Origin of the sequence: Jatrophihabitans sp., assembly GCA_036399055.1 — a bacterium.
Classification (GTDB): Bacteria; Actinomycetota; Actinomycetes; order Mycobacteriales; family Jatrophihabitantaceae; genus Jatrophihabitans_A.
Map to the genome: position 1 here is coordinate 145270 of DASWNX010000029.1, position 24547 is coordinate 169816.

Below are 24547 nucleotides of genomic sequence, written 5' to 3' on the forward strand. Positions count from 1 at the left end.
ACCTGTCGGCGACCGGTCAGGCCATCACCCTAAACCGCCGGTAAGCGTCTTGTGGTGCATATCGCCTAGCTCTCGGCGTTGCGCGAGCCTGGAGGCCGACGCCACGCCGGCTCAGTCCTTGATCCTCTCCTTGACCTGACGGACGGAGACCGGCGCGCCCGGAACCCCGCCGGGCCGGGACACGTACTCGCCGACCCCGACGCAGGTGAACAGCAACGTCACCAGGTCGCTGGACTGGCCGAGCAGGGCCGGCACCTCGGTGTCCAGGAAGGTCATGCCGGACGCGGTCGCTCCGAGGGCGTACGCGGCCAGATGCAACCGTCCCTCGACCAGGCCGGCTGCCAGCTGGGCGTCCCGGTAGCCCCGGTCGTCGAGTTCGGCGCCGTCGATCGCGCCGATCACCACGTAGCCGGCGTCGGCGGCCAGGTACTGGTCCAGGGCGATCCGCAGCAGCTCGTCGCGCAGCTCGGCCTGCCGCTGCGGGGTGTCCAGATCGGGCCACCGGTAGACGCCCGGGGCCATCCCTTCCACCCCGTGCACCACCACCCAGTGCGGCACCTCGATCCCCCGCATCGCCGCACGCATCGGCCAGTCCAGCAACTGTCGCGGCAGCTGGACGCCGCGGTCCATCAGCCGCTGCGAGCCGCGCCGCAGGATCACCTCGTCCAGCGCAGGTGATTCGGGCACGTCGGCCAGCGCCGGGCCGACCGGCCATGCCGGACCCGGCTCGTCGCTGTCGCCGGCGCGCTGGGCTTGGGTGCACAGCGGAAACTCGACCTCGGGCAGGAAACCTGGCGTGGCCGGACCGCTGGCGTCGGTCACCGGCGTCGCGTCGCCGAGGCAGACCAGCGCGAGCGGGTACTCGTGCACGCCGTCGGCGCCCACCAGGCGGGCGATCGCGGTGTCGGCGAACCGCGTCTGCAGCCGAGGCCGGGCGCCGGCGCTGTCGGCCGCGGCGATCAGCTGGGACAGCGCGGTGCCGGCGTCCCAGTAGAGATGGCGCCAACCCCGCTCGGCGTAGCGCCACCCGGTTCGCCACGGAACCCCGGTGACGATCAGCGTGCTGGCCGCGCCACCCGGCGCGGGCCCGACCTGCACCAGGGCGTGGTTGACGGGGTCATACCAGTGCACCCCGTCCGGCACCCCGGACACGCCTCTGACGCTGGCATAGACCTCCAGCGGGAACCGGGCGCCGGCCGAGCCCGCGGCCCGGAACAGGATCTTCCGTCCCGGGCGCTCGCCCGTCCGGACGACCCCCGCGCCGAGGTAGAGGATGCGGCCGAGCTGTGCGGCGTCGAGCGGCCTGCTCGGCGCCGGGCTGCCCGCCAGCGCGGCGGTGGCGCTGACGCCCGGATTCGGCAGCTCGCGGGGCAACGGCGTCACCGGCAGGCCGGCGTCGTACTGCTTGACCTGCGGCGGGAGGGTGGCCAGGTCGTTGGGAACCAGGTCGTGCCGCACCCGGGGGTCATCGACCGGCGCGTCCCAGTCCTGATCAGGGGTGTATGACGTCAGCCGGTGCAGCAGCCCCGCTCCGTTCTCAAGATCCATGCGCTGCAGCGTGCCAGGCGCCGGGCCGTGACCGCCACCCCCGCTGCCGCTGACTGATCGACGACCAAGGCGCGAGCCGGCTGGCCTGATCACCGCCGCGACGCGCGGGACCTCACGCTCAGCCGCCGGAGTCGGCCAGCTCCGCGCCGAACGGCACGGCGCGCGACTCCCGGTCAGCCAGCCAGCCCTCGGGCAGCGCCACCTTGCGGGCGCCGGAGGTGCGCCCGCGCGGCTGGCCGAGCACCGCGGCCGGAAACGGCTGGCTCTGGTCGAGCTGGCCGAGCAGGTCGGCGAGCTCGGCGAGCCCGGACGCCAGCGCCAGGGCGCGGCGCAGCTCGCTGCCGACCGAGAAGCCCTTGAGGTACCAGGCGACGTGCTTGCGGAAGTCGGTGACGCCGTGCTCCTCACCGAGCCACTCGGCCAGCAGCTCGGCGTGCCGGAGCATCGCCGCGGCCACCTGGTCCAGGCCCGGCAGGTTCACGTGGCGCTGGCCGGCGAACGCCGCGGCCAGGTCGCCGAACAGCCAGGGCCGGCCCAGGCAGCCCCGGCCCACCACCACGCCGGCGCAACCGGTCTGCTCCACCATCCGGACCGCGTCGGCGGCCTCCCAGATGTCGCCGTTGCCCAGCACCGGGATGTCGAGCAGCGCGGCCAGCTCAGCGATCGGCGCCCAGTCGGCCTGGCCGCCGTAGAACTCGGCCGCCGTCCGGCCGTGCAGGGCGACGTAGGCCACCCCCGCGTCCTGGGCCCGCAGCGCGGCCTCGCGGTAGGTCAGGTGGTCGGCGTCCACCCCCAGGCGCATCTTGACCGTCACCGGCAACTGCCCGTCCGCGGCCTTCACCGCCGCGCCCACGAGATCGGAGAAGAGGTTGATCCGCCACGGCAGGGCCGAGCCGCCGCCGCGCCGGGTCACCTTGGGCACCGGGCAGCCGAAGTTCAGGTCGACGTGATCGGCCAGGTCCTCGGCCACGATCATCCGCACCGCCCGGGCCACGATCTCCGGGTCCACCCCGTAGAGCTGGATCGAGCGGGGCGTCTCGTCGGCGGCGAAGCGAATCATCCGCAGCGTCTTGGGATTGCGCTCGACCAGCGCCCGGGAGGTGATCATCTCCGAGATGTAGAGGCCGGCGCCGTACTCGCGGCACAGCCTGCGAAACGCCACGTTGGTGATGCCGGCCAGCGGCGCGAGCACCACCGGCGGGTCGACCACGATGCGCTGGCCGAGCCGTAACGGCGCGGTAACCGGCGTCAGCACGCCCGCCATCTCAGCAGCCGATCAGCCGGGTCGCCAGATAGTCCTCGACCTTGTCCAGCGCGACCCGCTCCTGGGTCATCGCGTCGCGTTCGCGGATGGTCACCGCCTGGTCGTCCAGGGTGTCGAAGTCGACGGTGACGCAGAACGGCGTGCCGATCTCGTCCTGGCGGCGGTAGCGCTTGCCGATCGCCTGGGTCTCGTCGTACTCGACGTTCCAGTGCCGGCGCAGCGCGCTGGCCAGGTCACGGCCCTTCGGCGAGAGGTCGGCGTGGCGTGACAGCGGCAGCACCGCGACCTTGACCGGGGCCAGCCGCGGGTCCAGCCGGAGCACTGTGCGCTTGTCCATGCCGCCCTTGGTGTTCGGCGCCTCGTCCTCGACGTAGGCGTCCAGCAGGAAGGCAAGCGTCGCCCGGGTCAGGCCGGCGGCCGGCTCGATGACGTAGGGCAGGTAGCGCTCGCCCTTCTCGCCGCGGCTGGCGTCGAAGTAGCTCAGGTCGACCCCGGAGTGCTCGGAGTGCGTGCGCAGGTCGAAGTCGGTGCGGTTGGCGATGCCCTCCAGCTCGTCGAACTCCTTGCCGCCGAAGCCGAAGCGGTACTCGATGTCGACGGTGCGCTTGGCGTAGTGCGACAGCTTCTCCTTCGGGTGCTCGAAGAAGCGCATGTTGTCGGGGTTCAGCCCGAGGCCCACGTAGAAGTCCCAGCGCGCCTGCAGCCAGTACTCGTGCCACTGCTCGTCGGTGCCGGGCTCGACGAAGAACTCCATCTCCATCTGCTCGAACTCCCGGGTGCGGAAGATGAAGTTGCCCGGGGTGATCTCGTTGCGGAAGGACTTGCCGGTCTGGGCGATCCCGAACGGCGGCTTCTTGCGCGCGGTGGTCATCACGTTGAGGAAGTTGAGGAAGATGCCCTGCGCGGTCTCGGGCCGCAGGTACACCAGGCCGGACTCGTCCTCGACCGGGCCCAGGTGGGTCTTGAGCATGCCGGAGAACTGCTTGGGCTCGGTCCAGATGTCGCGGTTGCCGCAGTTGGGGCAGCTGATGTCGGCCAGGCCGTGCTCGGGCGGGCGGCCCTTCTTCGCCTCGTAGGCCTCTTCCAGGTGGTCGGCCCGGTAGCGCTTGTGGCAGCTGGTGCACTCGGTCAGCGGGTCTGAGAAGGTGGCCAGGTGGCCGGAGGCGTCCCAGACCGCCGGCGGCAGCAGCACCGAGGAGTCCAGGCCCACCACGTCGTCGCGGCCGGTGACCATCGACTTCCACCACTGCCGGCGCAGGTTCTCTTTCAGCTCCACGCCCATCGGCCCGTAGTCCCATGCCGACCGGGTTCCGCCGTAGATCTCGGCAGCGGGAAAGACGAAGCCACGGCGCTTCGCCAGGCTGACGACGGCGTCATTGCGATCAACGGGCACAGCGGAACTCCATCAGGAACGGGTCGGCGACGATCCGTCCAGGGTATCGGTAGCGCGCACCGGCTCCTTGCCATCGCAGGCCCGCTCGCGGTCGGGGCCCGCCTGCTCCCGGTCCGCGCCCGCCTGCTCCCGGTCCGCGCCCGCCTGCCGCGCCTCGACGCCGGCCCGCGAGCGCGAGCGCTGCCAGCGGCCGAAGCCGATCGTCACGACCGCGGTGACCACCCAGCCCAGCAGGATGTCGAAGACGTAGTGCTCGCTGGAGTACACCAGCGCGAACGCCATCGCCAGTGAGTAGCCGGCCAGCAGCGGCCGCCAGCGGCGGCGGACCCGGCGCCAGAAGAACACCGTGATCAGGCCGGTGACCGCCGCGTGCAGGGACGGCACCGCGGCCACCTGGTTGACCCCGGCCTGGCCCTGGTCCAGCAGCGCCTTGGCGCGCTCAAGCCCCAGCCGGTCCCAGCCCCGGCCGGAGATCCGCTCCACATAGGCCGCGGCGCCGGGGTTCTCGGGCCTGACCTGGCCCAGGATGCCGGCCGAGCCCACCTTGTCGGGGTCGGCGTACATGCACGCCGGGTCCGACGGCCCGCCGGCCACCTGCTCGGCGCTGCACAGCGAGGCGGCCCACGGCGGCGCGGCCGGCACCGCGATGAAGCCGGCCAACCCGATGAAGGACACCGCCACGAACTGGAACACGAACTGACGCCAGGCCGGCCGGTCACGCAACCAGAGCAGGCCGGCGACCAGGTAGGGCGCGAAGAAGAACGAGACGTAGACGATGCTGACGCCGACCTCCCACCATGGGGCGAACGGCTCCTTGAGCTTGGACTGCAGCCAGACCGTCGGCTCGACCCGGAACAGGACCCGGTCGAAATCCATCTGGAAATACCACTCGGTCGGGCGTCCCAGCGCCTCGGCAGCGCCCCGGCTCAGGTCATAGACCAGCAGGACGGCGGCGAACGGCAGCCAGTCACGCAGCACCGTCCACCCCTGCCGGCGGCCGACACTGGCGGCGAGCAGGCCGGTGCAGATGTAGATCAGGACGGTGTTGCGGTCGAAGGACACCCCGTCCCGGCGGATCCAGTAGCCGATGCCGAGGGCCCAGGCCAGGATCGCCGACCAGCGCAGGATCCTCCGCGCTGTGCCGGGGTTCAGCCTGCCTCGACCGGTGTCAGCTTTCGCGCTGACGGCTGCCTCGGACTCCTCGCCGGCCGTCGCCAGCTCGGACTCGGTCGCCGCCAGGATGCTCACCTCACCGCACGTCGTCGGATGCCCTGCCGGGCCGTTTCACGTCTGACCTGTTCCCTAGGCAACCAATCTACCGAGCCGGCGCGCGAGGCAAGCCGACGCGCCAGCGCCTCTCAGCTACCTGCCAGCCGGTTGCCCCAGTCGGCGTCGGCGGCCCGGTCGCTGGGTCGGGCCGTCTCCTGGCCGTCCTGGGAGATCCGCAGCAACTCCTCGAACGCGCTGGGCCGATCCAGCGCCTGGGACAGCAACGGCGTCGCGATCAGCTTGACCTGGTAACCGCCCAGACCGCGGCGATAGGCGCCGACCGACTCCCACTCGGTCAGCAGCAGCCAGCTGCCCGCGTCGTCGGTGGCCCGTCCCACCGAGCCCCGCACGAAGCCCGGGCGCTCGGCCAGCAGCCGCAGCGCCTGCTCGGCCTCTGCCTGGAAACGCTCGGCTTGCGGCCCCTCGCCCGCGTCCTCGGGACGGAACTGCAGCAGCGCGATCACGAGGCGCCGCCGGCGTCGGTGACTGCGGCGCTCGGACCGGTGACGGCGCTGGCGTCGAGGGCGCTGGCGTCGACAGCGGCGCCGAACCGGCGGTCCCGGGAGGCGTAGCTGGCGCAGGCCGCCCAGAAGTGCCGGCGGTCGAAGTCCGGCCACGGGGTGTCGAGGAACATCAGCTCAGCGTAGGCCGACTGCCACAGCAGGAAGTTCGAGGTGCGCTGCTCGCCGGAGGTCCGCAGGAACAGGTCGACGTCGGGCAGGTCGGGCTCGTCCAGGTAGCGGGCGAACATCTTCTCGTCGATCTTGGCCGGATCGAGCTTTCCGGCCGCGGCCAGCTCGGCCAGCCGGCGGGCGGCGTCGGCCACCTCGGCCCGGCCGCCGTAGTTCACGCAGAACTGCAGGGTCAGCCGGTCGTTGCCCTCGGTGAACTGCTCGGCGTCCTCCAGCTGGCTGATCACGCTTCGCCACAGCCGGGGACGGCGGCCGGCCCAGCGGATCCGGACGCCGTAGCTGTTGAGCTCGTCGCGCCGTCGCCGGATCACCTCTTTGTTGAAGCCCATCAGGAACCGGACCTCGTCAGGCGAGCGCCGCCAGTTCTCGGTCGAGAACGCGTAGGCCGACACCACCGGCACGCCGATCTCCATCGCCCCGAACAGCACGTCCATCAGCGCCGCCTCGCCGGCCCGGTGGCCCTCGGTGCGGGGCAGGCCGCGGCTGTTGGCCCACCGGCCGTTGCCGTCCATCACGATCGCGACGTGCCGGGGCAGCAGGTTGGTCGCGATCGCCGGCGGCCGGGCGCCGCTCGGGTGCGGCGGCGGGTCCGGCCAGGGCTGGCGGCGGGCAGGCATGGGGCAACCGTAGTACCGGGCCACCGCGGCGCCGGGCAACGGCAGCGCTCCGGACAGGCGCGGCGGCGATGACGGGCCGGGCGCTCAGCCGCTCAGCGGTCCACCAGCGGCAGCGACCGGATGCCGCGCTCGAGGTGCCACTGCAGGTGGGCGGCGATCAGGCCGCTGGCCTCGCGGCGCAGGTCCAGCGTGGCAGCCTCGGCGCCGGCCCAGTCGCCTGAGAGCAGCGCCGTCATCAGGCTCAGCGAGCCGGCCTGCGGCCGCACCGAGCCCGCCGGCCGGCAGCTCGGGCAGACCGCGCCGCCGGCCGGCACGTTGAAGGCGGCGTGCGGCCCGGGCGTCGAGCACACCGCGCACTCGGCCAGCGCCGGCTCCCAACCGGCCAGCGACATCGACCTGATCAGGAACGCGTCCAGGATCAGGGTGGCCTCGTGGTCGCGGTCGGCCAGGGAGCGCAGCGCGCCCACCACCAGCAGGTACTGCCGCAGCGCCGGCTCGCCCTCTTCGGCGGTCAACCGCTCGGCGGTCTCGCAGATCGCCACCGCCGCCGTCCAGCCGGGGTAGTCCGAGGCCAGCCGCGCGCCGTAGTTGTCGACCGACTCGACCTGGGTGACCAGGTCCAGCCCGTGGTGTCGCGGGTGCCCGTGCTCGGCGTCGGGCACCGCCGTCCGGGTGTGCAGCTGCACGTCGATGTGGCTGCCGGGCTCGAGCCGGGCGCCGTAACGGGAGGTGGTGCGCCGCACGCCCTTGCCGACCGCCCTGATCCGGCCGTGCCGGCGGGTCAGCAGGGTGACGATCCGGTCTGCCTCGCCCAGCTTGTGGACGCGCAGCACCACGGCTTCGTCACGGTAGAGCGGCACCTGTCCATCGTCGCAGATCGGGCTGACACCAGCTGGGAGCCGGCTACGACGCTCTCGGCGTCCAGGGGCGGGCGCTAGTGGCCGGCGCGGGTCGCCTGGGTGCGGCGCAACCGGTTGCGCAGCGCCCGGCGGGCGACGGGGCCGAGGTCATCGAGCACTTCGGTAAGCACCGCGACCTGGGCCAGGGCGTCCAGGGCGTGCTCGGAGGACTCTGGGTCGGCTGCCTCGTACAGCTCGAGTCCGATGAACGCGGCCGCTAGTGCGCGGGCCAGGCCTGGGATGTCGAGCGCCGCCTTGATCGGGCTGTCGGCGAGGATGCGCTGCAGGGTCTGCTCGATCTCGTTGATCCACAGGTTCAGCGCCACCCTGGCCGCCTCGGCGAGGGTGGCGCTCTGCTGCGCGGCGGCCAGCACCTGGGCCAGCACCTGGGTGTTGCCGGCGGCCCGCTCGGCCTCGTGCAGGGACCGCCCGACCGTGAGCAGCTCGCGCAGCGAGGTGACCTCGGCGAACTGGTCGGAGTACAGGGCCACCCGAGCCCGGGTCGCGCTCTGGCACGCGGTGATGATCAGCTCTTCCACCGATCCGAAGTGGTAGAAGACCAGGGCCTGGTTGACGCCCGCGGTCGCGGCGATGGACCGGGCCGAGGCGCCGGCGATGCCCTTGTCGCGCAGCGTCGCGATGGCGCCGGCCAGCAGCCGGTCACGGGTGTCACCGCTCATGCGGTGACACCGGCGCCGTTCCCGTTGCCCGTCCGCCTCCGATTCCGGCCGAGGGAGGACATGACCGCCCACGGCACGGCCGCCGCGGCGCGACTGCCGATGCTCGCGACCGTCCAGTAGAGGGCGCCGAGCGCCCCGCCCGCGATGGCGCCCCAGCCCAGTCCGCGGCTGACCAGCGGAGCTGGATCCCACCGCGCGTCCGTCTGGTTCATGTCGTTTCTGTTCTTCCTCAGCCCCGGTGTTCGGTCCCCTCGTCAGGTCGGAACGGAGCCGCCGCCCATATAAGGATTCGGGTCCATCGGCGGGTTGTCGTCGGGCTGCTTGACCGGCGGCAGTGGCAACGGTTGGCCGCTGTCGCCGATGGGATCGGGGTTGACTGGCTCGCTCATGCGATCGCTCCTTGAGGGGTTTCGGTGGACACTGCACATGTCAGACGCACTGGCCAGGTTCACGGTTGCTTGATGACCCTTTTGAGCGACTGCTCAAGTAAAGCAGGTTTTGAGCATTCGCTCAAGACCCTGTCGCCAACGATGTAAGCGATTGCTCAGAACGTGCGCGGAGTTCGGCGGGCAGGCCCGACCGATCGGTGTCAGCAGACAGGCCGCCCGACCGACCGGTGTCAGCAGGCAGACGCCCGACCGATCGGTGTCAGCAGACAGGCGCCCGACCGACCGGTGTCAGCTGACCGGAACCGCCGGCGCGTCGGCCACGGCGGCGCGCAATCGGGCCGCGAGCAACAGCGCGAACGCCGCCGAAGCCAGCGCGCAGCCGACCGGGACCCAGAACGCCATCCGGGCGCCGTGCTCATCGGCGATGCCGCCGACCACCGCGGCGCCCAGGCCGTAGCCGACCGACAGGCCGGTGCCGATCCAGGTCAGGCCCTCGGTCAGCGAGTTTGCGGGCACGATCGAGTCCACCAGGCTGAACGCGCTGATCAGGGTGGGTGAGATGCCGAGCCCGATCACCGCGGCGCACAGCGCCAGCACGCCGACGCTGGTCGCGGCGAAGAGCAGGAAGGGCATCACCCCGACCAGCACGGCGCTGATCACGAACCTGCGCAGCAACGAAGACTGCCAGTGCCGGCCGCCGTAGACCACCGCCGACACCGCGCTGCCGGCGGCGAAACTGGCCACCACCCAGCCGGCGCTGGCTCGCTGGCCGTGTTGGCCGCAGAAGGCGATCATCGTCACCTCAAGGCTGCCGAAGACCGCGCCCATGAACACCATGCACCAGGTGATCATGGCCATCCCTGGGTAGCGCAGGGCGAAATCGTGCCGCTCGCCGACGGCTCGGGAGCGGACCGGAGGCTCGGTGGACCGCAACGTCGCCAGCCACAGGGTGCCCGCTGTGAGCAGAGCCAGCGTCAACCCGAGGGTCACCAGGGCGTGGGTGTGGATGGCCAGCAAGGTGGCGATCAGCGGCCCCACGACGAAGATCACCTCGTCCAGGGTTGATTCGACCGAGTAGCCGGTCGAGCGCTGCGGGCCGTCACCTGGCCAGATGTGGGACCAGCGGGCCCTCACCAGCGCGCCGATGTTGAGCATCGTGACGCCCATCAGCACCGCCGGCGCGACCAGCGTCCACAGCGGCGCGTGCACGGTCACCAGCGCGCCGAACACCCCGGTCGAGACCAGGTGGGCGATCAGGAACCAGGGCAGCACCCGGTGCTGGCCCAGCTTGTCGACCAGCACCGCCGCGATCGGGTTGCCGATCGCGCCGCCCACGACGTAGCAACCGCTGACCACCCCGGCGAAGCCGTAGGAGTGAGTGCGCCCAGAGATGATCAGGACGATCGCGATCGGGTAGACGGCCAGGGAGACCCGGGCCAGGAAGCCGGCGGCGGAGAACTCCACCGTCCCCGGCACGGCGAAGGCTGCTCGATAGCGGTTCAGCACGGTCTAGAAGCCGAGCCGATCGAGCTTCTTGGGATCGCGCTGCCACTCACCCATCACCGCCACGTGCAGGTTGAGGTTCACGCGCCGGCCCAGCAGCGCCTCGATGCCGCGCCGGGCGTCGGTGCCGATCCGCTTGAGCCTGGCGCCGCCGCTGCCCAGGATGATCGGCTTCTGGCTGGAGCGCTCCAGATGCAGGGTCGCGAAGATGTCGATCAGCGGCGGCCGGCCGTCGCCCGCGCCGGCCTCACGCGGGTTCATCTCCTCCACGGTGACCGCGATCGAGTGCGGCAGCTCGTCGCGGACGTCGGCCAGCGCCGCCTCGCGGATCAGCTCGGCGATCCGGCTCTGCTCGCTCTCGTCGGTGGTCATCTCCACCGGGTACAGCTGGGGGCCGGCGGGCAGCCGCGACATCAGCAGGTCGGCCAGCAGCGTGACCTGGTCACCGGCGCGGGCCGACACCGGAACGATCTCGATGAACTCGCCGAGCTTGCTGATCGCCATCAGCTGCTCGGCGACCCGCTGCTTGTTGACCGTGTCGGTCTTGGTGACGATCGCCACCGCCGGCGCCTTCAACGCCTGCAACTCGGCGGCGATGAACCGGTCGCCGGGGCCGATCTTGTCATTGGCCGGGATGCAGAAGCCCACCACGTCGACCTCGGACAGCGCCTCGCGCACCACGTCGTTGAGCCGCTGGCCCAGCAGCGTGCGGGGCCGGTGCAGGCCCGGCGTGTCGACGATCACGAGCTGGCCGTCGGGCCGGCTCAGCACGCCGCGCACGGCCCGTCGGGTGGTCTGCGGCTTGTCGCTGGTGATCACGATCTTGGAACCGACCAGCGCGTTGGTCAGCGTCGACTTGCCGGCGTTGGGACGCCCCACGAACGCGCAGAAGCCGGACCGGTAATCATCGTGCTCATCGTGATTCACCAGGCCATTCTCTCGCATCCGCCGACCCGTCTCGCACCTGCCGACATGCGCTGAGCGGCGCGGGACTTCACACTTGCCTGCATGACTCGTCCTCGCCCCCACCTGGCCGTCCTGAGCAAGGCCACCGCCGCGCTGGTGGCAGCCACCGCGCTGTCGCTAGTGGCCGGCTCTGCTCAGGCGAACGCGCCGACGACCGGCCTGGCCACGGCTGCCTCGCCGGCCACGGCCGCGACGGCCGCCGCCTCGGCGCCCACCACCACTGCCACCACGGCCACTACTGCCACCACGGCGTACGCCGACTGGCCCACCTACCACGGCAACGGCGCCCGCTCCGGCTATGCGATCACCGCCAAGCGGACCAACGTCCAGCCCACCCAGGCCTGGTCGATACCGCTGGACGGCGCCGTCTACGGCCAGCCGATCATCGTCAACCGCGGCATCCGGATCGCGGCCACCGAGAACAACTCGGTGTACCGGCTGCAGGGCAACTCAGTGGTCTGGCGGCGCCATCTGGGAGCGCCGGTGCCCCGTTCGGCCCTGCCCTGCGGCAACATCGACCCCAACGGCATCACCAGCACCCCCGCCTATGACGCGGCCCGCAACACCGTGATCGTGGTGTCGATCCTGAACAACCCGATCCGGCATGTGGCGTTCGGCCTGGACCCGGTGACCGGCGCGTTGAAGTGGTCGCGCAACGTCGATGTGCCTTCCAATGTGCCCGGCATCACGCCGGCCGCGATGCAGCAGCGGGGCGCGCTGTTGGTGGCCAGCGGCCGGGTCTACATCCCCTACGGCGGGCTGGCCGGGGACTGCAGCACCTACCGCGGCAGCGTCGTCGGACTGGACCTGGCCGCCCCCACCACCGCCCCGCTGTGGAACTTCACGGTGCCCACCTCACGCGAGGGCGGCATCTGGGCGCCGCCGGGACCGGTCGAGGCGCCCGGCTCCGGGCTGCTGGTGGCCGTCGGCAACGGCGACGTCAACCAGGGCAGCAACTACGACTACACCGACTCGGTGCTCGAGCTGGCCGGCCAGCGGATCACCGACTCGTTCTCGCCCAGCACCTGGCAGTCCGACAACGCCGCCGACCTGGACCTGGGCTCGCAGTCACCGACGATCGTCGGGAACTACGTGTTCATCGCCGGCAAGAGCGGCAACGCCTACGTGTTGAACAAGGACAAGCTGGGCGGCATCGGCGGCCAGGTGTCGACGAGGGCGCTGTGCAAGTCATTCGGCGGCACCGCCGTGGTCGGAACCTCGGTGTACGTGCCCTGCGACGACGGTGTGCGCAGGGTCCGGATCAACAGCGACGGCACCATGACCGTGCTGTGGCACGCGGCCTCCAACATCAACGGCACCCCCACTGTCGGCGGCGGCCGGGTGTTCGTCCTGGACTACCGGGGCGGCGTGCTGCACGTGCTGAACCCCGACACCGGCCAGAGCATCTGGCGGATGAGCGTGGGGGCGGTCAACCGGTTCGCCACCCCGGCCATCTACAGCAACGCCGTCTACGTCGGAACGATGTCCGGGGTGAAGGCCTGGGTCTGGTGACGGCTTAGCCGGACACCCGGCCGCGCTCGTCGACGGCGTACACCGGCGCCGACGGCGTCAGATCGGCAACCGCCGCCGCGCCGGCCGGATCGGCTTCGGCGCCGGCAGACAGCACCACCGCGGCCTCCAGGCCGGGCGCGCCGGACGAGATCGCCATCGCCACCGCCACCTGCAGCGCCGACAGCCGCAGCGAGGGCAGCGCCACGCTGGCCGCGGCGTAGGTGCGCCCGTCGGTGTCGCGCACGGCCGCGCCCTGGGCCGCGCCGGTGCGGGCCCGGGTGGCACGGGCCAGGGTCACCAGCTTGGCGTCCTCGCCCCGCAGCGAGCCGTCCTCACCGACCGGGGCCTCAAGCATCGTCGTCCTCGCCGCCCTCGGGCTCCTCGACCCTGCGGGCCAGCACCGTGTCGATGCGGTTGCGCCGCCCGCCCACGCTCTCGGCGGTGAGCTCCAAGCCGTAGGCGGTGGCCGACGAGCCGGCGATCGGCACCCGGCCCAGCAGCTGCGCCAGCAGCCCGCCGACGGTCTCCACGTCATCGCCGCGGGGCAGCTCGACCCCGAACAGCTCGCCGAGGTCCTCGACCGGCAGCCGGGCGGTCAGCCGCAGCGAGCCGTCGTCCAGCTTCTCCACCGGCACCCGCTCGACGTCGTACTCGTCGCGGATCTCACCGACGATCTCTTCCAGGATGTCCTCGATGGTCACCAGGCCGGCGGTGCCGCCGTACTCGTCGATGACGATGGCCATGTGCGAGTAATGGGCCTGCATCTCACGCAGCAGCTCGTCGACCGGCTTGGACTCCGGCACGAAAGGCGCCGGGCGCATCACCTCGTCGAGCTTGGTCTGCCGGGCCCGTTCCTGGTCCTGGGCGCGGCGCACCAGGTCCTTGAGGTAGACCAACCCGACGATGTCATCGACGTTGTCGGCCACCACCGGGATCCGGCTGAACCCTGACCGCAGCGCCAGCGCCAGCGCCTGCGGCACGGTCTTGGTGCTCTCGATCCACACCACCTCGGTGCGCGGCACCATCACCTCGCGGGCGATCGTGTCACCGAGGTCGAAGACCGACTGGATCATCTCCCGCTCGCCGCGCTCGACGACCCCGCGTGACTCCGCCAGGTCGACCAGCTCGCGGATCTCGACCTCGGAGGAGAACGGGCCGTCGCGCAGGCCCTTGCCGGGGGTGATCGAGTTGCCGAGCAGGATCAGCAGCGAGGCCAGCGGTCCGAAGACCCGCCCCAGCCACAGCACCGGCCCGGCGCCGGCCAGGGCCACCGGGTAGGCGTGCTGGCGGCCCAGGGTGCGCGGGCCGACGCCGATCACGACGTAGGAGATGACCACCATCACCGCGACGGTCAGCAGCACCACCGGCCAGTTGGTCCCCCACTCCGAGGTGGCCACCACGGTGGCGAACACGGTGGCGGTCAGCTCGGCAGCGACCCGCAGCAGCAGGATCAGGTTGGTGTGCCGGGCGCGGTCGGCGAGCACCTTCGACAGCGACGCCGCGCCGCGCCGGCCCTCGCGGACGTACTCCTCCTCGACCCGGGCGACCGACACCCGGGCCAGCGCGGCGTCGACCGCGGCCAGCGCCCCGGCAGCCGGCACCAGCAGGAGCGCCACCACGAGCAGCCACAGATAGAGCCCACTCATGCCGGCTCGCTCCTATCGCGAGCGCTCATCGTCATGTCCCGCCCTAGCCGCGTTTCTGGCCGGCGGTGCCGGGCAACGGGGTCCGGATCGGGCCCCGTCCGGTGGTCTCGGCCCAACCGGTGACCAACTTGGCCTGCAGGTCGAACATCTCGCGCTCGTCCTCGGGCTCGCCGTGGTCATAGCCGAGCAGGTGCAGCACGCCGTGGGTGGTCAGCAGGAACAGCTCGGCGTCGGTGCTGTGACCGGCCTCCTCCGCCTGCCTGGCCGCGACCGACGGGCACAGGATCACATCGCCCAGCAACGACGGCCCGGGGTCGGTCTCCAGACCCGGCTTGTCGTCGAGGGTGTCCATCGGAAAGGCCATCACGTCGGTGGGGCCGTCCAGGTCCAGCCACTGCTTGTGCAGCGTCGCCATGGCTGCCTCGTCGACCACCAGGATGGACAGCTCTGCCAGCGGGTTGATGCCGAGTGAGTCCAGCACGTGCCGCGCGACCAGGCTGATCGCCCGCTCATCGACGCTGGCGCCGGACTCGTTGTTCACCTCAATGCTCATGAACGCCCATTCGCCAGGCTTGGCAACGCTCGTGCGCCCACCGATCAGGCGTGCCTAAGCCACTCATCTGGTCAGCCGCCCTAGATCGCGTCGTCGTACTTGGAATACGCCTCGACGATGTCGCCCACGAGCTGATGGCGCACGACGTCCTTGGAGTCGAGGTAGGCGAACTCGATGTCCTCGACGTCGCTGAGGATGTCGCGGACCACTCGAAGACCGGACTTGGCGCCGTTGGGCAGGTCCACCTGGGTGATGTCACCGGTGACCACGATCTTGGACCCGAAACCGAGCCGGGTCAGGAACATCTTCATCTGCTCCGGCGTGGTGTTCTGGGCCTCGTCCAGGATCACGAACGCGTCGTTGAGCGTGCGCCCGCGCATGTAGGCCAGCGGCGCGACCTCGATGGTGCCGGCCTGCAGCAGGCGGGGCACCGACTCCGGGTCGAGCATGTCGTGCAGGGCGTCCATCAGCGGGCGCAGGTAGGGGTCGATCTTGTCGTTGAGGGTGCCAGGCAAGAAGCCCAGCCGCTCACCGGCCTCGACCGCCGGGCGGGTCAGGATGATCCGGTTGACCCGCTTGGCCTGCAGCGCCTGCACCGCCTTGGCCACCGCCAGGTAGGTCTTGCCGGTGCCTGCCGGGCCGATGCCGAAGACGATGGTGTGCTCGTCGATCGCGTCGACGTAGCGCTTCTGGTTCACCGTCTTGGGCCTGATGTTCTTGCCACGCCGGGACAGGATGTTCAGGCTGAGCACTTCAGCCGGGCGCTGCTCGGTGTCGGCTTGCAAGATGCCGAGCGTGCGGCCCACCGAGTCCGCGGTCAGGTCGTGTCCGGACTGCATAAGCTGAACCAACTCCTCGAAGAGCCTGATGGCCAGAGCGTTCTCACCGGGTTCACCGGTCACCGTGATCTCGTTGCCGCGCACGTGGATCTCCGAGCTGAGGCGCGCCTCCATGAGCTTCAGAAGCTCGTCGCTCGGCCCGAGCAGGCCCACCATCGACAGCTTCCCAGGGACCACGAACGGAGTCTGGACGCGTTGACGTGGCCGTGCTGGTGTCGGTTCCGACAAGTGCTTCTGCGCTGCTTTCTTTCTCTGGACGACGCTGAGACTCCCACTTTACCCGTAGGTCGCGATAACCAAACTGCAGTTTATGCCGGGAGTGTTCCGCCTTAGCACGGTCAGACCCTGCGGCTCAGCCCGGCGGCCAGTTCATGCTGCGCCCGCCGAGCACATGGGCGTGCAGGTGAAAGACGGCCTGGCCGGCCTCGGCGCCGGTGTTGAACACGGTCCGAAAGGCCGGCAGGCCCAGGTGACGGGCGGTCGCGCCGATGCCGGCGACCACCGCGGCCGCGAGCGCCGGGTCAGCGCCCAGCTCCCCGATGTCGACCAGATGCCGCTTCGGGATCACCAGGACGTGCACCGGCGCCTTGGGGGCGATGTCCTCGAAAGCCAGCCAGTCGGCGTCTTCGAGCACCACGGTGGCCGGGACCTCACCGGCGACGATCTTGCAGAACAGGCAGTCTTGGACCATGGGCAGACGCTAGCGCGAGTCCCTGACGGCGCCCAGCTGCGCCCCACCCCCGGGTTCAGCTCCACCGCCCCGACGACACCGACAGCACCGCCAACGCGGCGGCGCCGGCGGTCGAGGTCCGTAGCACCTCGGCCCCCAAGCGGACCGGCCGAGCCCCGCGGCCGGTGAACAGCTCCAGCTCGGCCGGCGACAGGCCGCCCTCGGGCCCGACCACCAGCAGCACCTCGCCGGCGGCCGGAGCCGAAACCCGGCTCAGCGGCTCGTCGGCCTCGGCGTGCAGCAGCAACGCCAGCCCGGCGGCGGCGACCCGGTCGGCCACCTGGCCGCTGCCGGCCAGCTCCGACACCGCCGGAACCCGGGCCCGGCGGCTTTGCTTGGCCGCCTCCTGCGCCGCTCGCCGCCACTTCGCGACCCCCTTGGCCGCCCGGTCGCCCTTCCACTGGCTGATCGAGCGGGCCGCCGACCACGGAATGATCTCGTCCACGCCCAGCTCGGTGAGCAACTCCACCGCCAGCTCGGCCCGCTCGCCCTTGGGCAGCGCCTGCACCACCACCAGCCGCGGCTCGGGGGTGGCTGAGACGCTTCGCGACAGCACTTCGAACACCACTCGGTCAGGGCTTACCTGGCTCACCCGGGCCTCGGCCAGGCCACCGTGGCCGTCTGCCAGCAACGCCGGCTCGCCCACCGCCAACCGCTTCACCGTGGCGGCGTGATGGGCCTCGGGGCCGGTCAGCACGATGGTGTCGCCGTCGCCGAGGTCGGGCACCAGGAACAGCGGCGGCGTCACAGCGGCGAGCAGGGTCGGCTCAGCGGGTGCCGAAAGCGTCGCGCACCTTGGAGAACAGCCCGCCGCGGCTGCCGCCCACGCCGATGTCCTCGTTGCGCAACTCGGCGAGCTCACGCAGCAGCTTCTCCTGCGCCTCGTCCAGCCGGGTCGGCGTGCGCACCTCGACGTGGACGTGCAAGTCGCCCCGATTGGCGCTGCGCAACCGCGGCACGCCCTTGCCGCGCAGGGTGATCACCGCTCCGGACTGCGTGCCCGGCTTGATCTCGACCCGCTCCTCGGCGTCCAGGGTGGTCAGGGTGAGCTCAGTGCCCAGCGCCGCGGCCGTCATCGGCACCGCCAGCGTGCAGTGCAGGTCAGAGCCCTCGCGGGTGAAAGTCTCATGGGGCTGCTCGGTGACCTCGATGTAGAGGTCGCCGGCGGGGCCGCCGCCCGGGCCGACCTCGCCCTGGCCGGTCATCCGGATCCGCATGCCGTCCTCGATGCCGCCCGGAACGTCGACCGAGATGGTCCGGCGGGCCCGCACCCGGCCCTCGCCGGTGCAGTTGAGGCAGGGCGAGGGGATCTGCTGACCGGTGCCGCCGCAGGTCGGGCACGGCCGGCTGGTCATCACCGGTCCGAGCAGCGAGCGCTGCATCGACTGGACCTCGCCCCGGCCCCCGCAGGTGTCACAGGTTCGCGGCCGGGTGCCCGGCGCGCACCCGTCGCCCTGGCAGGTCTGGCAGGTGACCGCCGTCTCGACGGCGATGTCCTTCTGCACGCCGAAGGCCATCTCGGCCATGCTCAGCTCGATCCGCAGCAACGCGTCGGCGCCCTGGCGCACCCGGCTGCGCGGGCCGCGGGCGCCTCCGGTCGCGCCACCGAAGAACGTCTCGAAGATGTCGCCGAAGCCGCCGAAGCCGGCCCCGAACGGGTTGCCGTTACCCCCGCCGGCGGTGGCGAGCGGATCGCCGCCGAGGTCGACGATCCGCCGCTTCTCCGGGTCCGACAGCACCTCGTAGGCGGTGGTGACCTCTTTGAACCGGTTCTGCGCCTCGGGGTCGGGGTTGACGTCAGGATGCAACTCACGGGCCAGCTTGCGGTACGCGCGCTTGATCTCTTCTGCCGTGGCGTCACTGCTGACGTTGAGCAGCCCGTAGTAGTTCCGGACGGTACCTGCCACCGGTGCATTCACCTCAAGTCTCTACTGGCACTCAGCAACCCTGAGTGCCAACCGCTGAGGTCGAGTGTACGGAAAGGGCGAACCGGTTCGGGTGCCGGAGGCCGATCAGCCCTCGGCCAGCAGATCTCCGACATACCGGGCCACCGCTGCCACCCGAGCCATGGTGTGCGCGTAGTCCATCCGGCGCGGCCCGAGCACCCCCACCCCGCCGAGGGACATGCCGCTGGGGCCGTAGCCCGCCGACACCACCGAGGTGGTCTGCAGCCCCTCGTAGCTGTTCTCGCCGCCGATCCGCACCAGCACCTGCCCGGAGGTGCTGGACTGCTGGTCCAGCAGCCGCAGCAGCACCACCTGCTCCTCGAGGGCTTCGAGCACCGGCCGGATCGCCGGAAAGTCCAGCGAGCGCTCGGTCAGGTTGGCCGAGCCGGCCAGCACCACCCGCTCGGAGGGGTGCTCGACCAGGGCCTCGAGCAGCACCGCGCTCAGGATGTTCACCAGGCCGCTCAGGTGCCCGGGCACCGTCGCGGGCAGCTCGGCCACGATCGCCGGCGCGTCGGCCAGCCGCTGGTCCCGCAGCTTGGCGTTGAGGGTGGTGCGCAGCTCGGCGACGTCGTCTGGCTCGACCGGGTCCGGCAGCTCGATGACCCGCTGCTCCACCCGTCCGGTGTCGGTGATCAGCACCAGCATCAGCCGGGACGGGCTCAGCAGCACCGTCTCCATGTGCCGGACCCGGGACCGCGACAGCGACGGGTACTGCACCACGGCGACGTTGCGGGTCAACTGGGCCAGCGCCCTGACAGCGTTCTGCAGCACCCCGTCGAGGTCCACCGCGGTGTCCAGGAACTTCTCGATCGCCCGCCGCTCGGCCGCTGTCAGCGGCTTCAGCGAGGTGAGCCGGTCGACGAACATCCGGTAGCCGGCGTCGGTCGGCACCCGGCCGGCCGAGGTGTGCGGCTGGTGGATCAGGCCCTCGTCCTCCAGTGCCGCCATGTCGTTGCGGATCGTCGCCGGCGAGACGCCCAGGTTGTGCCGGTCGACGATGGCCTTGCTGCCGACCGGCTCGTTGGTGGCGATGAAGTCCTCGACGATCGCGCGCAGCACCTCGAGCTTGCGCTCCTCTACGTTCACCTCATCGCCTCCTCACGCTCGGCCCGATGTCTAGCTTAGTTCTACAAACCCCGCCAGAGTGCGACAGCCGGGCAGCTGACCGGTCGGCGCCACACCTGCAGCTCGGCGACACCGGTTAGGGTTCTGGGCGTGTTCGTGTAGAGCACGCTCGAAGCGGAAGGTGCGCGGTGATCTGCGGTGATTTTTAAAGCGGTACGGGACAGCCGGCCCTACCCCGACCACAAATTCTCCACCCGCGACTGGGCCAACGTCGCGCCGAGGCCGGTGCGCCTGGACGAGCTGACCACCACCAAACGCGAGCTGGCGCTGGACAAGCTGCTCGATGAGGACTCCACCTTCTACGGCGACCTGTTCCCCCACGCCGTGCAGTGGGACGGCGAGCTCTATCTCGAGGACGGCCTGCACCGGGCGGTCCGGGCGGCGTTGCAGCAGCGGCACACCCTGCATGTCCGGGTGCTCGACCTGGACGAGCTCCGGCCCAAGAAACGCCCCTGAGGCCACCTCAGGTCGCAAGCACCGCTACAGCACGTCGAGCAGGTCCCGCACCACGGCGTCGGCCAGCAGCCGGCCGCGCTGGGTCAGCACCAGCCGGCCGGAAGCCAGCGGCTCGCGCTCGGCCAGCCCCCAGCTCAGGCACTGGCGGGCGTGCCGGGTGGCCGGCTCGGGCAGGGCGTTGAGGTCCAGGCCCTCGATCATCCGCACTTGCAGCATCAACCGCTCCGTCAGCTGGGCCCGCTCGTCCAGGGTCTCCCGGCCGGCCGCCGGGCTGCGGCCGGCGTCCAGGGCCGCGGTGTAGCGGGTGGGGTGCTTGACGTTCCACCACCGGGTGCCGCCGACGTGGCTGTGCGCGCCCGGGCCGGCGCCCCACCAGTTCGCCCCGGCCCAGTACAGCCGGTTGTGGCGTGAGCGGGCCTCGGGCGTCCGAGCCCAGTTCGACACCTCGTACCAACTGAAGCCGCCGGCTCGCAGCGTGTCGTCGGCCTGCAGGTAGCGGTCGGCCAGCACGTCGTCGTCGGGCGCCGGCACCGCCCCCGAGGCCACCTTGCGGGCCAGCGCGGTGCCGTCCTCGACGATCAGGGCGTAGGCGCTGACGTGGTCGGCGCCCGAGCCGATCGCGGCCTCCAGCGAGGCCTGCCAGTCTGCGTCGGTCTCGCCCGGCGTGCCGTAGATCAGGTCGAGGTTGACGTGTGAGAAGCCGGCCGCTCGGGCCTCGGCGACCGCCTGGACCGCTCGCTGCGGCCGGTGCTGGCGCTCCAGCACCGCCAGCACGTGCCCGACGGCCGACTGCATTCCGAGCGAGATACGGGTGAAGCCGGCCGCTCGCAGCTTGGCCAGGTAGGCCGGCGTCACCGACTCGGGGTTGGCCTCGGTGGTGACCTCGGCGTCGGGCGCCAGCCCGAACTCCGCGCCGATCTCGCCCAGCACCAGCCCCAGGTGCTCGGCCGGCAGCAGGGTCGGCGTGCCGCCTCCGAAGAACACCGTCGAGACCGGCGGCGCGCTGGCCGGCAGCACGTTGCGGGCCAGCCGGACCTCGGCCAGCACCGTGTCGGCGTAGGAGCCCTGGCTGACCCCGGCGCCCAGCTCCTGGGCGGTGTAGGTGTTGAAGTCGCAGTAGCCGCACCGGCTCGCGCAGAACGGCACGTGCACGTAGAAGCCGAGTGGCCGGGTGGGCAGGCTCAGCAGCGCGGTCTCGGTCAGGCGGCCGCTCGGAGGCGCCGGATCGCCGAGCGGCAGTGCGGATGGCATGGGTCCAGTGTTGAATGCCTACAGCGCGTGGCTGCACCCGACCCGCCGACGGGTGCGAAAAGCCGCTTGTGGTGAGCTGTCCGGCGGCTGTCTGCCCGAGGAGTCCTGAAGCGCTGTGAGCACGAGTTCTGAAGCTGTGGGCACGAGTTCTGAGGCTGGGAGCACGGTCGGCTACCAGGTGTCGGACTCCGTCGCCCGGATCACCCTGGACGCGCCGCAGCGGCGCAACGCGCTGTCGGCGGACCTGCTCGGCCAGCTGCGCCGGCGCCTGGACGAGGCCGCTGCCGACCCGCGGGTGCGCTCGGTGGTGCTGGGCCACACCGGCCCGGTGTTCTCCTCCGGAATGGACCTGACCACGGTGGCCGGGGTGCCCGCCGAGGATCAGCCGATCGTGGCGTTTCCGGCGTTGCTGCAGCGGCTCTGGGAGTTCGACAAGCCGGTGATCGCGCAGGTGCAGGGCAAGGCCCGGGCCGGCGGCATCGGCCTGATCGCCGCCTGTGACATCGCGGTGGGCGCCGAGCACGCCGATTTCGCCTTCACCGAGGTGCGCCTGGGCCTGGTGCCGGCGGTGATCTCGGTGCCGGTGCTGCCCCGGCTGCTCCCCCGGCCGGCGCTGGAGCTGTTCCTGACCGGCGAGACTTTCGGCGCGGCCCGGGCTCGTGAGATCGGGCTGCTCAACAGCGTCGCCGAGGACGTCGAGGCCGAGGTGTCGCGCTACACCGCGATGCTGCGGCTGTGCGAGCCGGTGGCGCTGGCCGGCGTCAAGCAGCTGCTGCGCCGGGACCGGGGCTCGCTGTCGATGGCCGAGGAGCTCGAGCAGATGAGCCGGCTGTCGGCCGGTTACTTCGCCAGCCCGCAGGCTCAGGAGGGAATCGCGGCCTTCGCCGCCAAGCGGCCGCCGTCCTGGGCCGGCTGAGCTACGCCTTGGTCAGCGGCGCGCTGGTGAGCTACGCGCTGGTGAGCCACACGCTGGTGAGCCACACGCTGGTGAGCTACGCGCTGGTGAGCGGCGCGGGGGTGACGTGCGTGCTGGTGACGAGCGTGCTGGCCGGCTGCGAGCCGGTTCGCGAGTCGCCGTCCCACGCGCGGGCCGCGTAGCCGATCACCAGCAGCAGGATGAGGATGATCAGCACCAGCAGCGGACGCCGATGCCAGGACGTCCGGGGAAGTGCCACCGGCACAGCCTAGAGGCCGGCGACAGAGGGAGCAGACGTGGACGAGGAGATCAGCGCGGGCGCCATCAGGATCTCAGGCGCCGGTGGTGAGGACATCGAGGCCTACTACGCCAGGCCTACGGGCGAGGGCCCGCGAGGCTCGGTCGTCCTGATCCACCACCTGCCCGGATATGACCGGTGGAGCAAGGAGGTGGCCCGCAGGTTCGCCGTGGACGGTTACCGGGTGGTGATGCCCAACCTGTATTCGCGGGAGGCGCCGGGCGCTGACCCCGACGACGCGGCCGCGGTCGCCCGCTCCCGCGGCGGGGTGCCCGACGAACGGCTCGTCGGCGACGTCGGCGGCGCGGCGGCCTACCTGCGCGGATTGCCGGGCAGCAACGGCAAGGTGGCCGTGATCGGGCACTGCTCCGGCGGCCGGCAGGCCGTGCTGGCCGCCTGCAACCTCGAGCTCGACGGGGCGGTCGACTGCTACGGCGCGTTCGTGACCGGCAGCCCGCCCCCGGGTTTTCCCTTCCAGATGCCGGGCCTGGAGGACCAGCTGGCCAACCTGAGCTGCCCGTTGCTCGGGATGTTCGGCAACGATGACTCCCACCCCTCCCCCGAGCACGTGGCCGAGCTGGGCCGGCTGCTCACCGAGCACGGCAAGGAGCACGAGCTGCACTCCTACGACGGCGCCGGGCATGCCTTCTTCTGCGCTGACCGGCCCTCCTACCGGCAGGAGCAGGCCATTGACGGCTATGCCAAGATCGCGGACTTCTTCGCCCGGACGATCGGAGGAAGCTGATGTGCACCTACAACACCGAGCACGCCCAGATCACCGGCAGCGGCAAGGGCCGTGCCGGCTGGGTCGCCCTGAGCCGGGCGACGGTGTACTACGACCACCCGGTGCACGCCCAGGCCGAGCACACCCTCAACATCGACCTGACCGGCGACGACGCGGCCGGCAACCGGATCGCGGTCGAGCTGACCGCGGAGTCGGCGCGCGAGCTGGTGGCCGCCATCGAGCGCGCCCTGGGCAACGTGCCGCCCGAGCTGCTCGACCGTGACGCGGTCAGCACCCGTCCTGGCGTGGGTGAGGTGACCCGCAGCGTTTAGGGTCTGGCTATGCGAGCTGCCTACGCCAGTGCCCTGAACCCCGACTCCCCGCTGGACGGGCTGGTGGTCGGCGAGCGCCCCGAGCCCGAGCCGCGGCCGGGTTGGACCACGGTGCGAGTCAAGGCGGCCAGCCTCAACCACCACGACCTGTGGACGTTGCGCGGGGTCGGCATCAAGGAGAGCCAGCTGCCGATGATCCTGGGCGGCGACGCGGCCGGCGTGGACACCGCGACCGGCCAGGAGGTGGTGGTGCACTCGGTGATCAGCGCCGAGGACTGGTTCGGCGACGAGACCCAGGACCCGGGCCGCTCGCTGCTGAGCGAGAAGCACCAGGGCGCGCTGGCCGAGTTGGTGACGGTGCCCACCCGCAACCTGCTGCCCAAGCCGCCCGAGCTGTCTTTCGCCGAGGCGGCCTGCCTGCCGACGGCCTGGCTGACCGCCTACCGGATGCTGTTCGTCAACTCCGGGCTGCGGCCCGGGCAAACCGTGCTGGTGCAGGGCGCCACCGGCGGGGTCGCCTCGGCGTGCATCAGCCTGGCCCGAGCCGCCGGCCTGCGGGTCTGGGCAACCGCCCGCACCGAGGCCAAGCAGGCCACCGCGCTCGAGCTGGGCGCGCACCAGGCCTTCGCCTCCGGCGACCGGCTGCCCGAGCGGGTCGACGTGGTGCTGGAGACGGTCGGCGCGGCCACCTGGTCGCATTCGGTGAAGTCGCTGCGCCCGGGCGGGCGGATCGTGATCTCCGGCGCCACCTCCGGCGCCATGCCGCCGGCCGAGCTGAACCGGATCTTCTTCCTGCAGCTGCAGGTCATCGGCTCCACGATGGGAACCCGCGCCGAGCTCGGCGAGCTGATCTCCTTCCTTCGGGTGAGCGGCCTGCGACCGCGGATCGACCGGACGCTGGCGTTGGAGCAGGTGGCCGACGGGCTGGCCGCTATGCAGGCCGGCGAGATGGTCGGAAAGATCGTGATCGAGCCCTGAGCGCCGGGCGGGCTAGAT

Annotated in this window: 28 protein-coding genes; 6 read left to right on the forward strand and 22 right to left on the reverse strand. The window is 71.4% G+C overall.

Features of this window, described 5'->3' with window-relative positions:
• Nucleotides 1–111: 111 nt before the first annotated feature.
• The 12 genes from VGB75_11835 to era form a co-directional block, all read right to left on the reverse strand.
• Nucleotides 112–1548, reverse strand: a complete 1437-nt coding sequence (locus VGB75_11835) for a hypothetical protein (protein ID HEY0167720.1) — start codon at nt 1546–1548, stop codon at nt 112–114.
• A 118-nt stretch (nt 1549–1666) separates the two neighbouring features.
• Nucleotides 1667–2803: a tRNA dihydrouridine synthase DusB gene (gene dusB, locus VGB75_11840; protein ID HEY0167721.1), complete on the reverse strand. Its 1137-nt coding sequence runs from the start codon at nt 2801–2803 to the stop codon at nt 1667–1669.
• Nucleotides 2804–2813: 10 nt separating this feature from the next.
• Nucleotides 2814–4205, reverse strand: a complete 1392-nt coding sequence (locus VGB75_11845; GenBank protein HEY0167722.1) for a glycine--tRNA ligase — start codon at nt 4203–4205, stop codon at nt 2814–2816.
• Nucleotides 4206–4217: 12 nt separating this feature from the next.
• Nucleotides 4218–5453, reverse strand: a complete 1236-nt coding sequence (locus tag VGB75_11850; GenBank protein HEY0167723.1) for a phosphatase PAP2 family protein — start codon at nt 5451–5453, stop codon at nt 4218–4220.
• Nucleotides 5454–5563: 110 nt separating this feature from the next.
• The gene (locus VGB75_11855) at nt 5564–5938 is read right to left on the reverse strand and encodes an antibiotic biosynthesis monooxygenase family protein (protein ID HEY0167724.1); all 375 of its coding nucleotides are present in this window, start codon (nt 5936–5938) and stop codon (nt 5564–5566) included.
• The gene (locus VGB75_11860) at nt 5935–6783 is read right to left on the reverse strand and encodes an isoprenyl transferase (GenBank protein ID HEY0167725.1); all 849 of its coding nucleotides are present in this window, start codon (nt 6781–6783) and stop codon (nt 5935–5937) included. The genes VGB75_11855 and VGB75_11860 overlap by 4 nt, the downstream gene beginning before the upstream one ends.
• A gap of 92 nt (nt 6784–6875) precedes the next feature.
• On the reverse strand, nt 6876–7643 hold the full coding sequence (gene recO, locus VGB75_11865; protein HEY0167726.1) for a DNA repair protein RecO: 768 nt from the start codon (nt 7641–7643) through the stop codon (nt 6876–6878).
• 74 nt (nt 7644–7717) lie between these two features.
• A complete protein-coding gene (locus VGB75_11870) occupies nt 7718–8362 on the reverse strand; it encodes a TetR/AcrR family transcriptional regulator (GenBank protein HEY0167727.1) in 645 nt (214 codons plus the stop codon).
• Entirely contained in the window at nt 8359–8574 is a 216-nt protein-coding gene (locus tag VGB75_11875) for a hypothetical protein (GenBank protein ID HEY0167728.1), read from the reverse strand. The genes VGB75_11870 and VGB75_11875 overlap by 4 nt, the downstream gene beginning before the upstream one ends.
• A 42-nt stretch (nt 8575–8616) precedes the next feature.
• A complete protein-coding gene (locus VGB75_11880; protein HEY0167729.1) occupies nt 8617–8751 on the reverse strand; it encodes a hypothetical protein in 135 nt (44 codons plus the stop codon).
• A 288-nt stretch (nt 8752–9039) separates the two neighbouring features.
• The gene (locus VGB75_11885; protein HEY0167730.1) at nt 9040–10257 is read right to left on the reverse strand and encodes an MFS transporter; all 1218 of its coding nucleotides are present in this window, start codon (nt 10255–10257) and stop codon (nt 9040–9042) included.
• A 3-nt stretch (nt 10258–10260) separates the two neighbouring features.
• Nucleotides 10261–11181, reverse strand: coding sequence for a GTPase Era (gene era, locus VGB75_11890; GenBank protein ID HEY0167731.1), 921 nt, complete (start codon nt 11179–11181; stop codon nt 10261–10263).
• Between the two features lie 81 nt (nt 11182–11262).
• Between era and VGB75_11895 the strand changes: the two genes are divergently transcribed.
• Nucleotides 11263–12732, forward strand: a complete 1470-nt coding sequence (locus VGB75_11895) for a PQQ-binding-like beta-propeller repeat protein (GenBank protein ID HEY0167732.1) — start codon at nt 11263–11265, stop codon at nt 12730–12732.
• Nucleotides 12733–12736: 4 nt separating this feature from the next.
• Here the strand turns inward: VGB75_11895 and VGB75_11900 are convergent, their stop codons facing one another.
• The 8 genes from VGB75_11900 to hrcA all read right to left on the reverse strand — a co-directional run bounded on the left by VGB75_11900 (nt 12737) and on the right by hrcA (nt 19535).
• Nucleotides 12737–13087 (reverse strand): cytidine deaminase, encoded by a 351-nt coding sequence (locus tag VGB75_11900; GenBank protein HEY0167733.1) that lies wholly within the window; start codon nt 13085–13087, stop codon nt 12737–12739.
• Nucleotides 13080–14378 (reverse strand): hemolysin family protein, encoded by a 1299-nt coding sequence (locus tag VGB75_11905; protein HEY0167734.1) that lies wholly within the window; start codon nt 14376–14378, stop codon nt 13080–13082. The genes VGB75_11900 and VGB75_11905 overlap by 8 nt, the downstream gene beginning before the upstream one ends.
• A gap of 43 nt (nt 14379–14421) precedes the next feature.
• The gene (gene ybeY / locus VGB75_11910) at nt 14422–14931 is read right to left on the reverse strand and encodes an rRNA maturation RNase YbeY (GenBank protein ID HEY0167735.1); all 510 of its coding nucleotides are present in this window, start codon (nt 14929–14931) and stop codon (nt 14422–14424) included.
• 80 nt (nt 14932–15011) lie between these two features.
• Nucleotides 15012–15947, reverse strand: coding sequence for a PhoH family protein (locus tag VGB75_11915; protein ID HEY0167736.1), 936 nt, complete (start codon nt 15945–15947; stop codon nt 15012–15014).
• 175 nt (nt 15948–16122) lie between these two features.
• Nucleotides 16123–16461: a histidine triad nucleotide-binding protein gene (locus VGB75_11920; GenBank protein HEY0167737.1), complete on the reverse strand. Its 339-nt coding sequence runs from the start codon at nt 16459–16461 to the stop codon at nt 16123–16125.
• A gap of 55 nt (nt 16462–16516) precedes the next feature.
• Nucleotides 16517–17248 (reverse strand): 16S rRNA (uracil(1498)-N(3))-methyltransferase, encoded by a 732-nt coding sequence (locus VGB75_11925; protein HEY0167738.1) that lies wholly within the window; start codon nt 17246–17248, stop codon nt 16517–16519.
• A gap of 19 nt (nt 17249–17267) precedes the next feature.
• Nucleotides 17268–18407, reverse strand: a complete 1140-nt coding sequence (gene dnaJ / locus VGB75_11930) for a molecular chaperone DnaJ (GenBank protein ID HEY0167739.1) — start codon at nt 18405–18407, stop codon at nt 17268–17270.
• A 105-nt stretch (nt 18408–18512) separates the two neighbouring features.
• The gene (hrcA, locus tag VGB75_11935) at nt 18513–19535 is read right to left on the reverse strand and encodes a heat-inducible transcriptional repressor HrcA (GenBank protein HEY0167740.1); all 1023 of its coding nucleotides are present in this window, start codon (nt 19533–19535) and stop codon (nt 18513–18515) included.
• Nucleotides 19536–19712: 177 nt separating this feature from the next.
• Between hrcA and VGB75_11940 the strand changes: the two genes are divergently transcribed.
• Nucleotides 19713–20030, forward strand: a complete 318-nt coding sequence (locus tag VGB75_11940) for a type II toxin-antitoxin system VapB family antitoxin (protein ID HEY0167741.1) — start codon at nt 19713–19715, stop codon at nt 20028–20030.
• A 24-nt stretch (nt 20031–20054) separates the two neighbouring features.
• On the opposite strand, the gene hemW is transcribed toward VGB75_11940, so the two are convergent.
• Complete coding sequence (hemW, locus tag VGB75_11945; protein HEY0167742.1) at nt 20055–21281, reverse strand: radical SAM family heme chaperone HemW; 1227 nt, start codon at nt 21279–21281, stop codon at nt 20055–20057.
• 115 nt (nt 21282–21396) lie between these two features.
• Between hemW and VGB75_11950 the strand changes: the two genes are divergently transcribed.
• Nucleotides 21397–22197: an enoyl-CoA hydratase-related protein gene (locus VGB75_11950; GenBank protein ID HEY0167743.1), complete on the forward strand. Its 801-nt coding sequence runs from the start codon at nt 21397–21399 to the stop codon at nt 22195–22197.
• Between the two features lie 76 nt (nt 22198–22273).
• Here the strand turns inward: VGB75_11950 and VGB75_11955 are convergent, their stop codons facing one another.
• Nucleotides 22274–22456 carry a hypothetical protein gene (locus VGB75_11955; protein HEY0167744.1) on the reverse strand — a complete coding sequence of 61 codons (183 nt, stop codon included), beginning with the start codon at nt 22454–22456 and terminating at the stop codon, nt 22274–22276.
• A 37-nt stretch (nt 22457–22493) separates the two neighbouring features.
• Here VGB75_11955 and VGB75_11960 point away from each other — a divergent pair, with 37 nt between their 5' ends.
• The 3 genes from VGB75_11960 to VGB75_11970 are packed head-to-tail and all read left to right on the forward strand — an operon-like array spanning nt 22494 to nt 24529.
• Nucleotides 22494–23240, forward strand: coding sequence for a dienelactone hydrolase family protein (locus VGB75_11960; protein ID HEY0167745.1), 747 nt, complete (start codon nt 22494–22496; stop codon nt 23238–23240).
• Nucleotides 23240–23551, forward strand: a complete 312-nt coding sequence (locus VGB75_11965) for a DUF6295 family protein (GenBank protein ID HEY0167746.1) — start codon at nt 23240–23242, stop codon at nt 23549–23551. Before VGB75_11960 ends, VGB75_11965 begins: the two co-directional genes overlap by 1 nt.
• A gap of 9 nt (nt 23552–23560) precedes the next feature.
• On the forward strand, nt 23561–24529 hold the full coding sequence (locus VGB75_11970; protein HEY0167747.1) for a zinc-binding dehydrogenase: 969 nt from the start codon (nt 23561–23563) through the stop codon (nt 24527–24529).
• The last annotated feature ends 18 nt before the right edge of the window (nt 24530–24547 follow it).

Coding starts and splice junctions, on each gene's coding strand:
- VGB75_11870 (HEY0167727.1), bottom strand. CDS start 8,362: ATGAGCGGTGACACCCGTGACCGGCTGCTGGCCGGCGCCATCGCGACG.
- VGB75_11905 (HEY0167734.1), bottom strand. CDS start 14,378: ATGAGTGGGCTCTATCTGTGGCTGCTCGTGGTGGCGCTCCTGCTGGTG.
- VGB75_11920 (HEY0167737.1), bottom strand. CDS start 16,461: ATGGTCCAAGACTGCCTGTTCTGCAAGATCGTCGCCGGTGAGGTCCCG.
- VGB75_11970 (HEY0167747.1), top strand. CDS start 23,561: ATGCGAGCTGCCTACGCCAGTGCCCTGAACCCCGACTCCCCGCTGGAC.
- VGB75_11875 (HEY0167728.1), bottom strand. CDS start 8,574: ATGAACCAGACGGACGCGCGGTGGGATCCAGCTCCGCTGGTCAGCCGC.
- VGB75_11835 (HEY0167720.1), bottom strand. CDS start 1,548: ATGGATCTTGAGAACGGAGCGGGGCTGCTGCACCGGCTGACGTCATAC.
- VGB75_11895 (HEY0167732.1), top strand. CDS start 11,263: ATGACTCGTCCTCGCCCCCACCTGGCCGTCCTGAGCAAGGCCACCGCC.
- VGB75_11860 (HEY0167725.1), bottom strand. CDS start 6,783: ATGCCTGCCCGCCGCCAGCCCTGGCCGGACCCGCCGCCGCACCCGAGC.
- VGB75_11965 (HEY0167746.1), top strand. CDS start 23,240: ATGTGCACCTACAACACCGAGCACGCCCAGATCACCGGCAGCGGCAAG.
- hemW (HEY0167742.1), bottom strand. CDS start 21,281: ATGCCATCCGCACTGCCGCTCGGCGATCCGGCGCCTCCGAGCGGCCGC.
- ybeY (HEY0167735.1), bottom strand. CDS start 14,931: ATGAGCATTGAGGTGAACAACGAGTCCGGCGCCAGCGTCGATGAGCGG.
- VGB75_11880 (HEY0167729.1), bottom strand. CDS start 8,751: ATGAGCGAGCCAGTCAACCCCGATCCCATCGGCGACAGCGGCCAACCG.
- VGB75_11900 (HEY0167733.1), bottom strand. CDS start 13,087: ATGCTTGAGGCCCCGGTCGGTGAGGACGGCTCGCTGCGGGGCGAGGAC.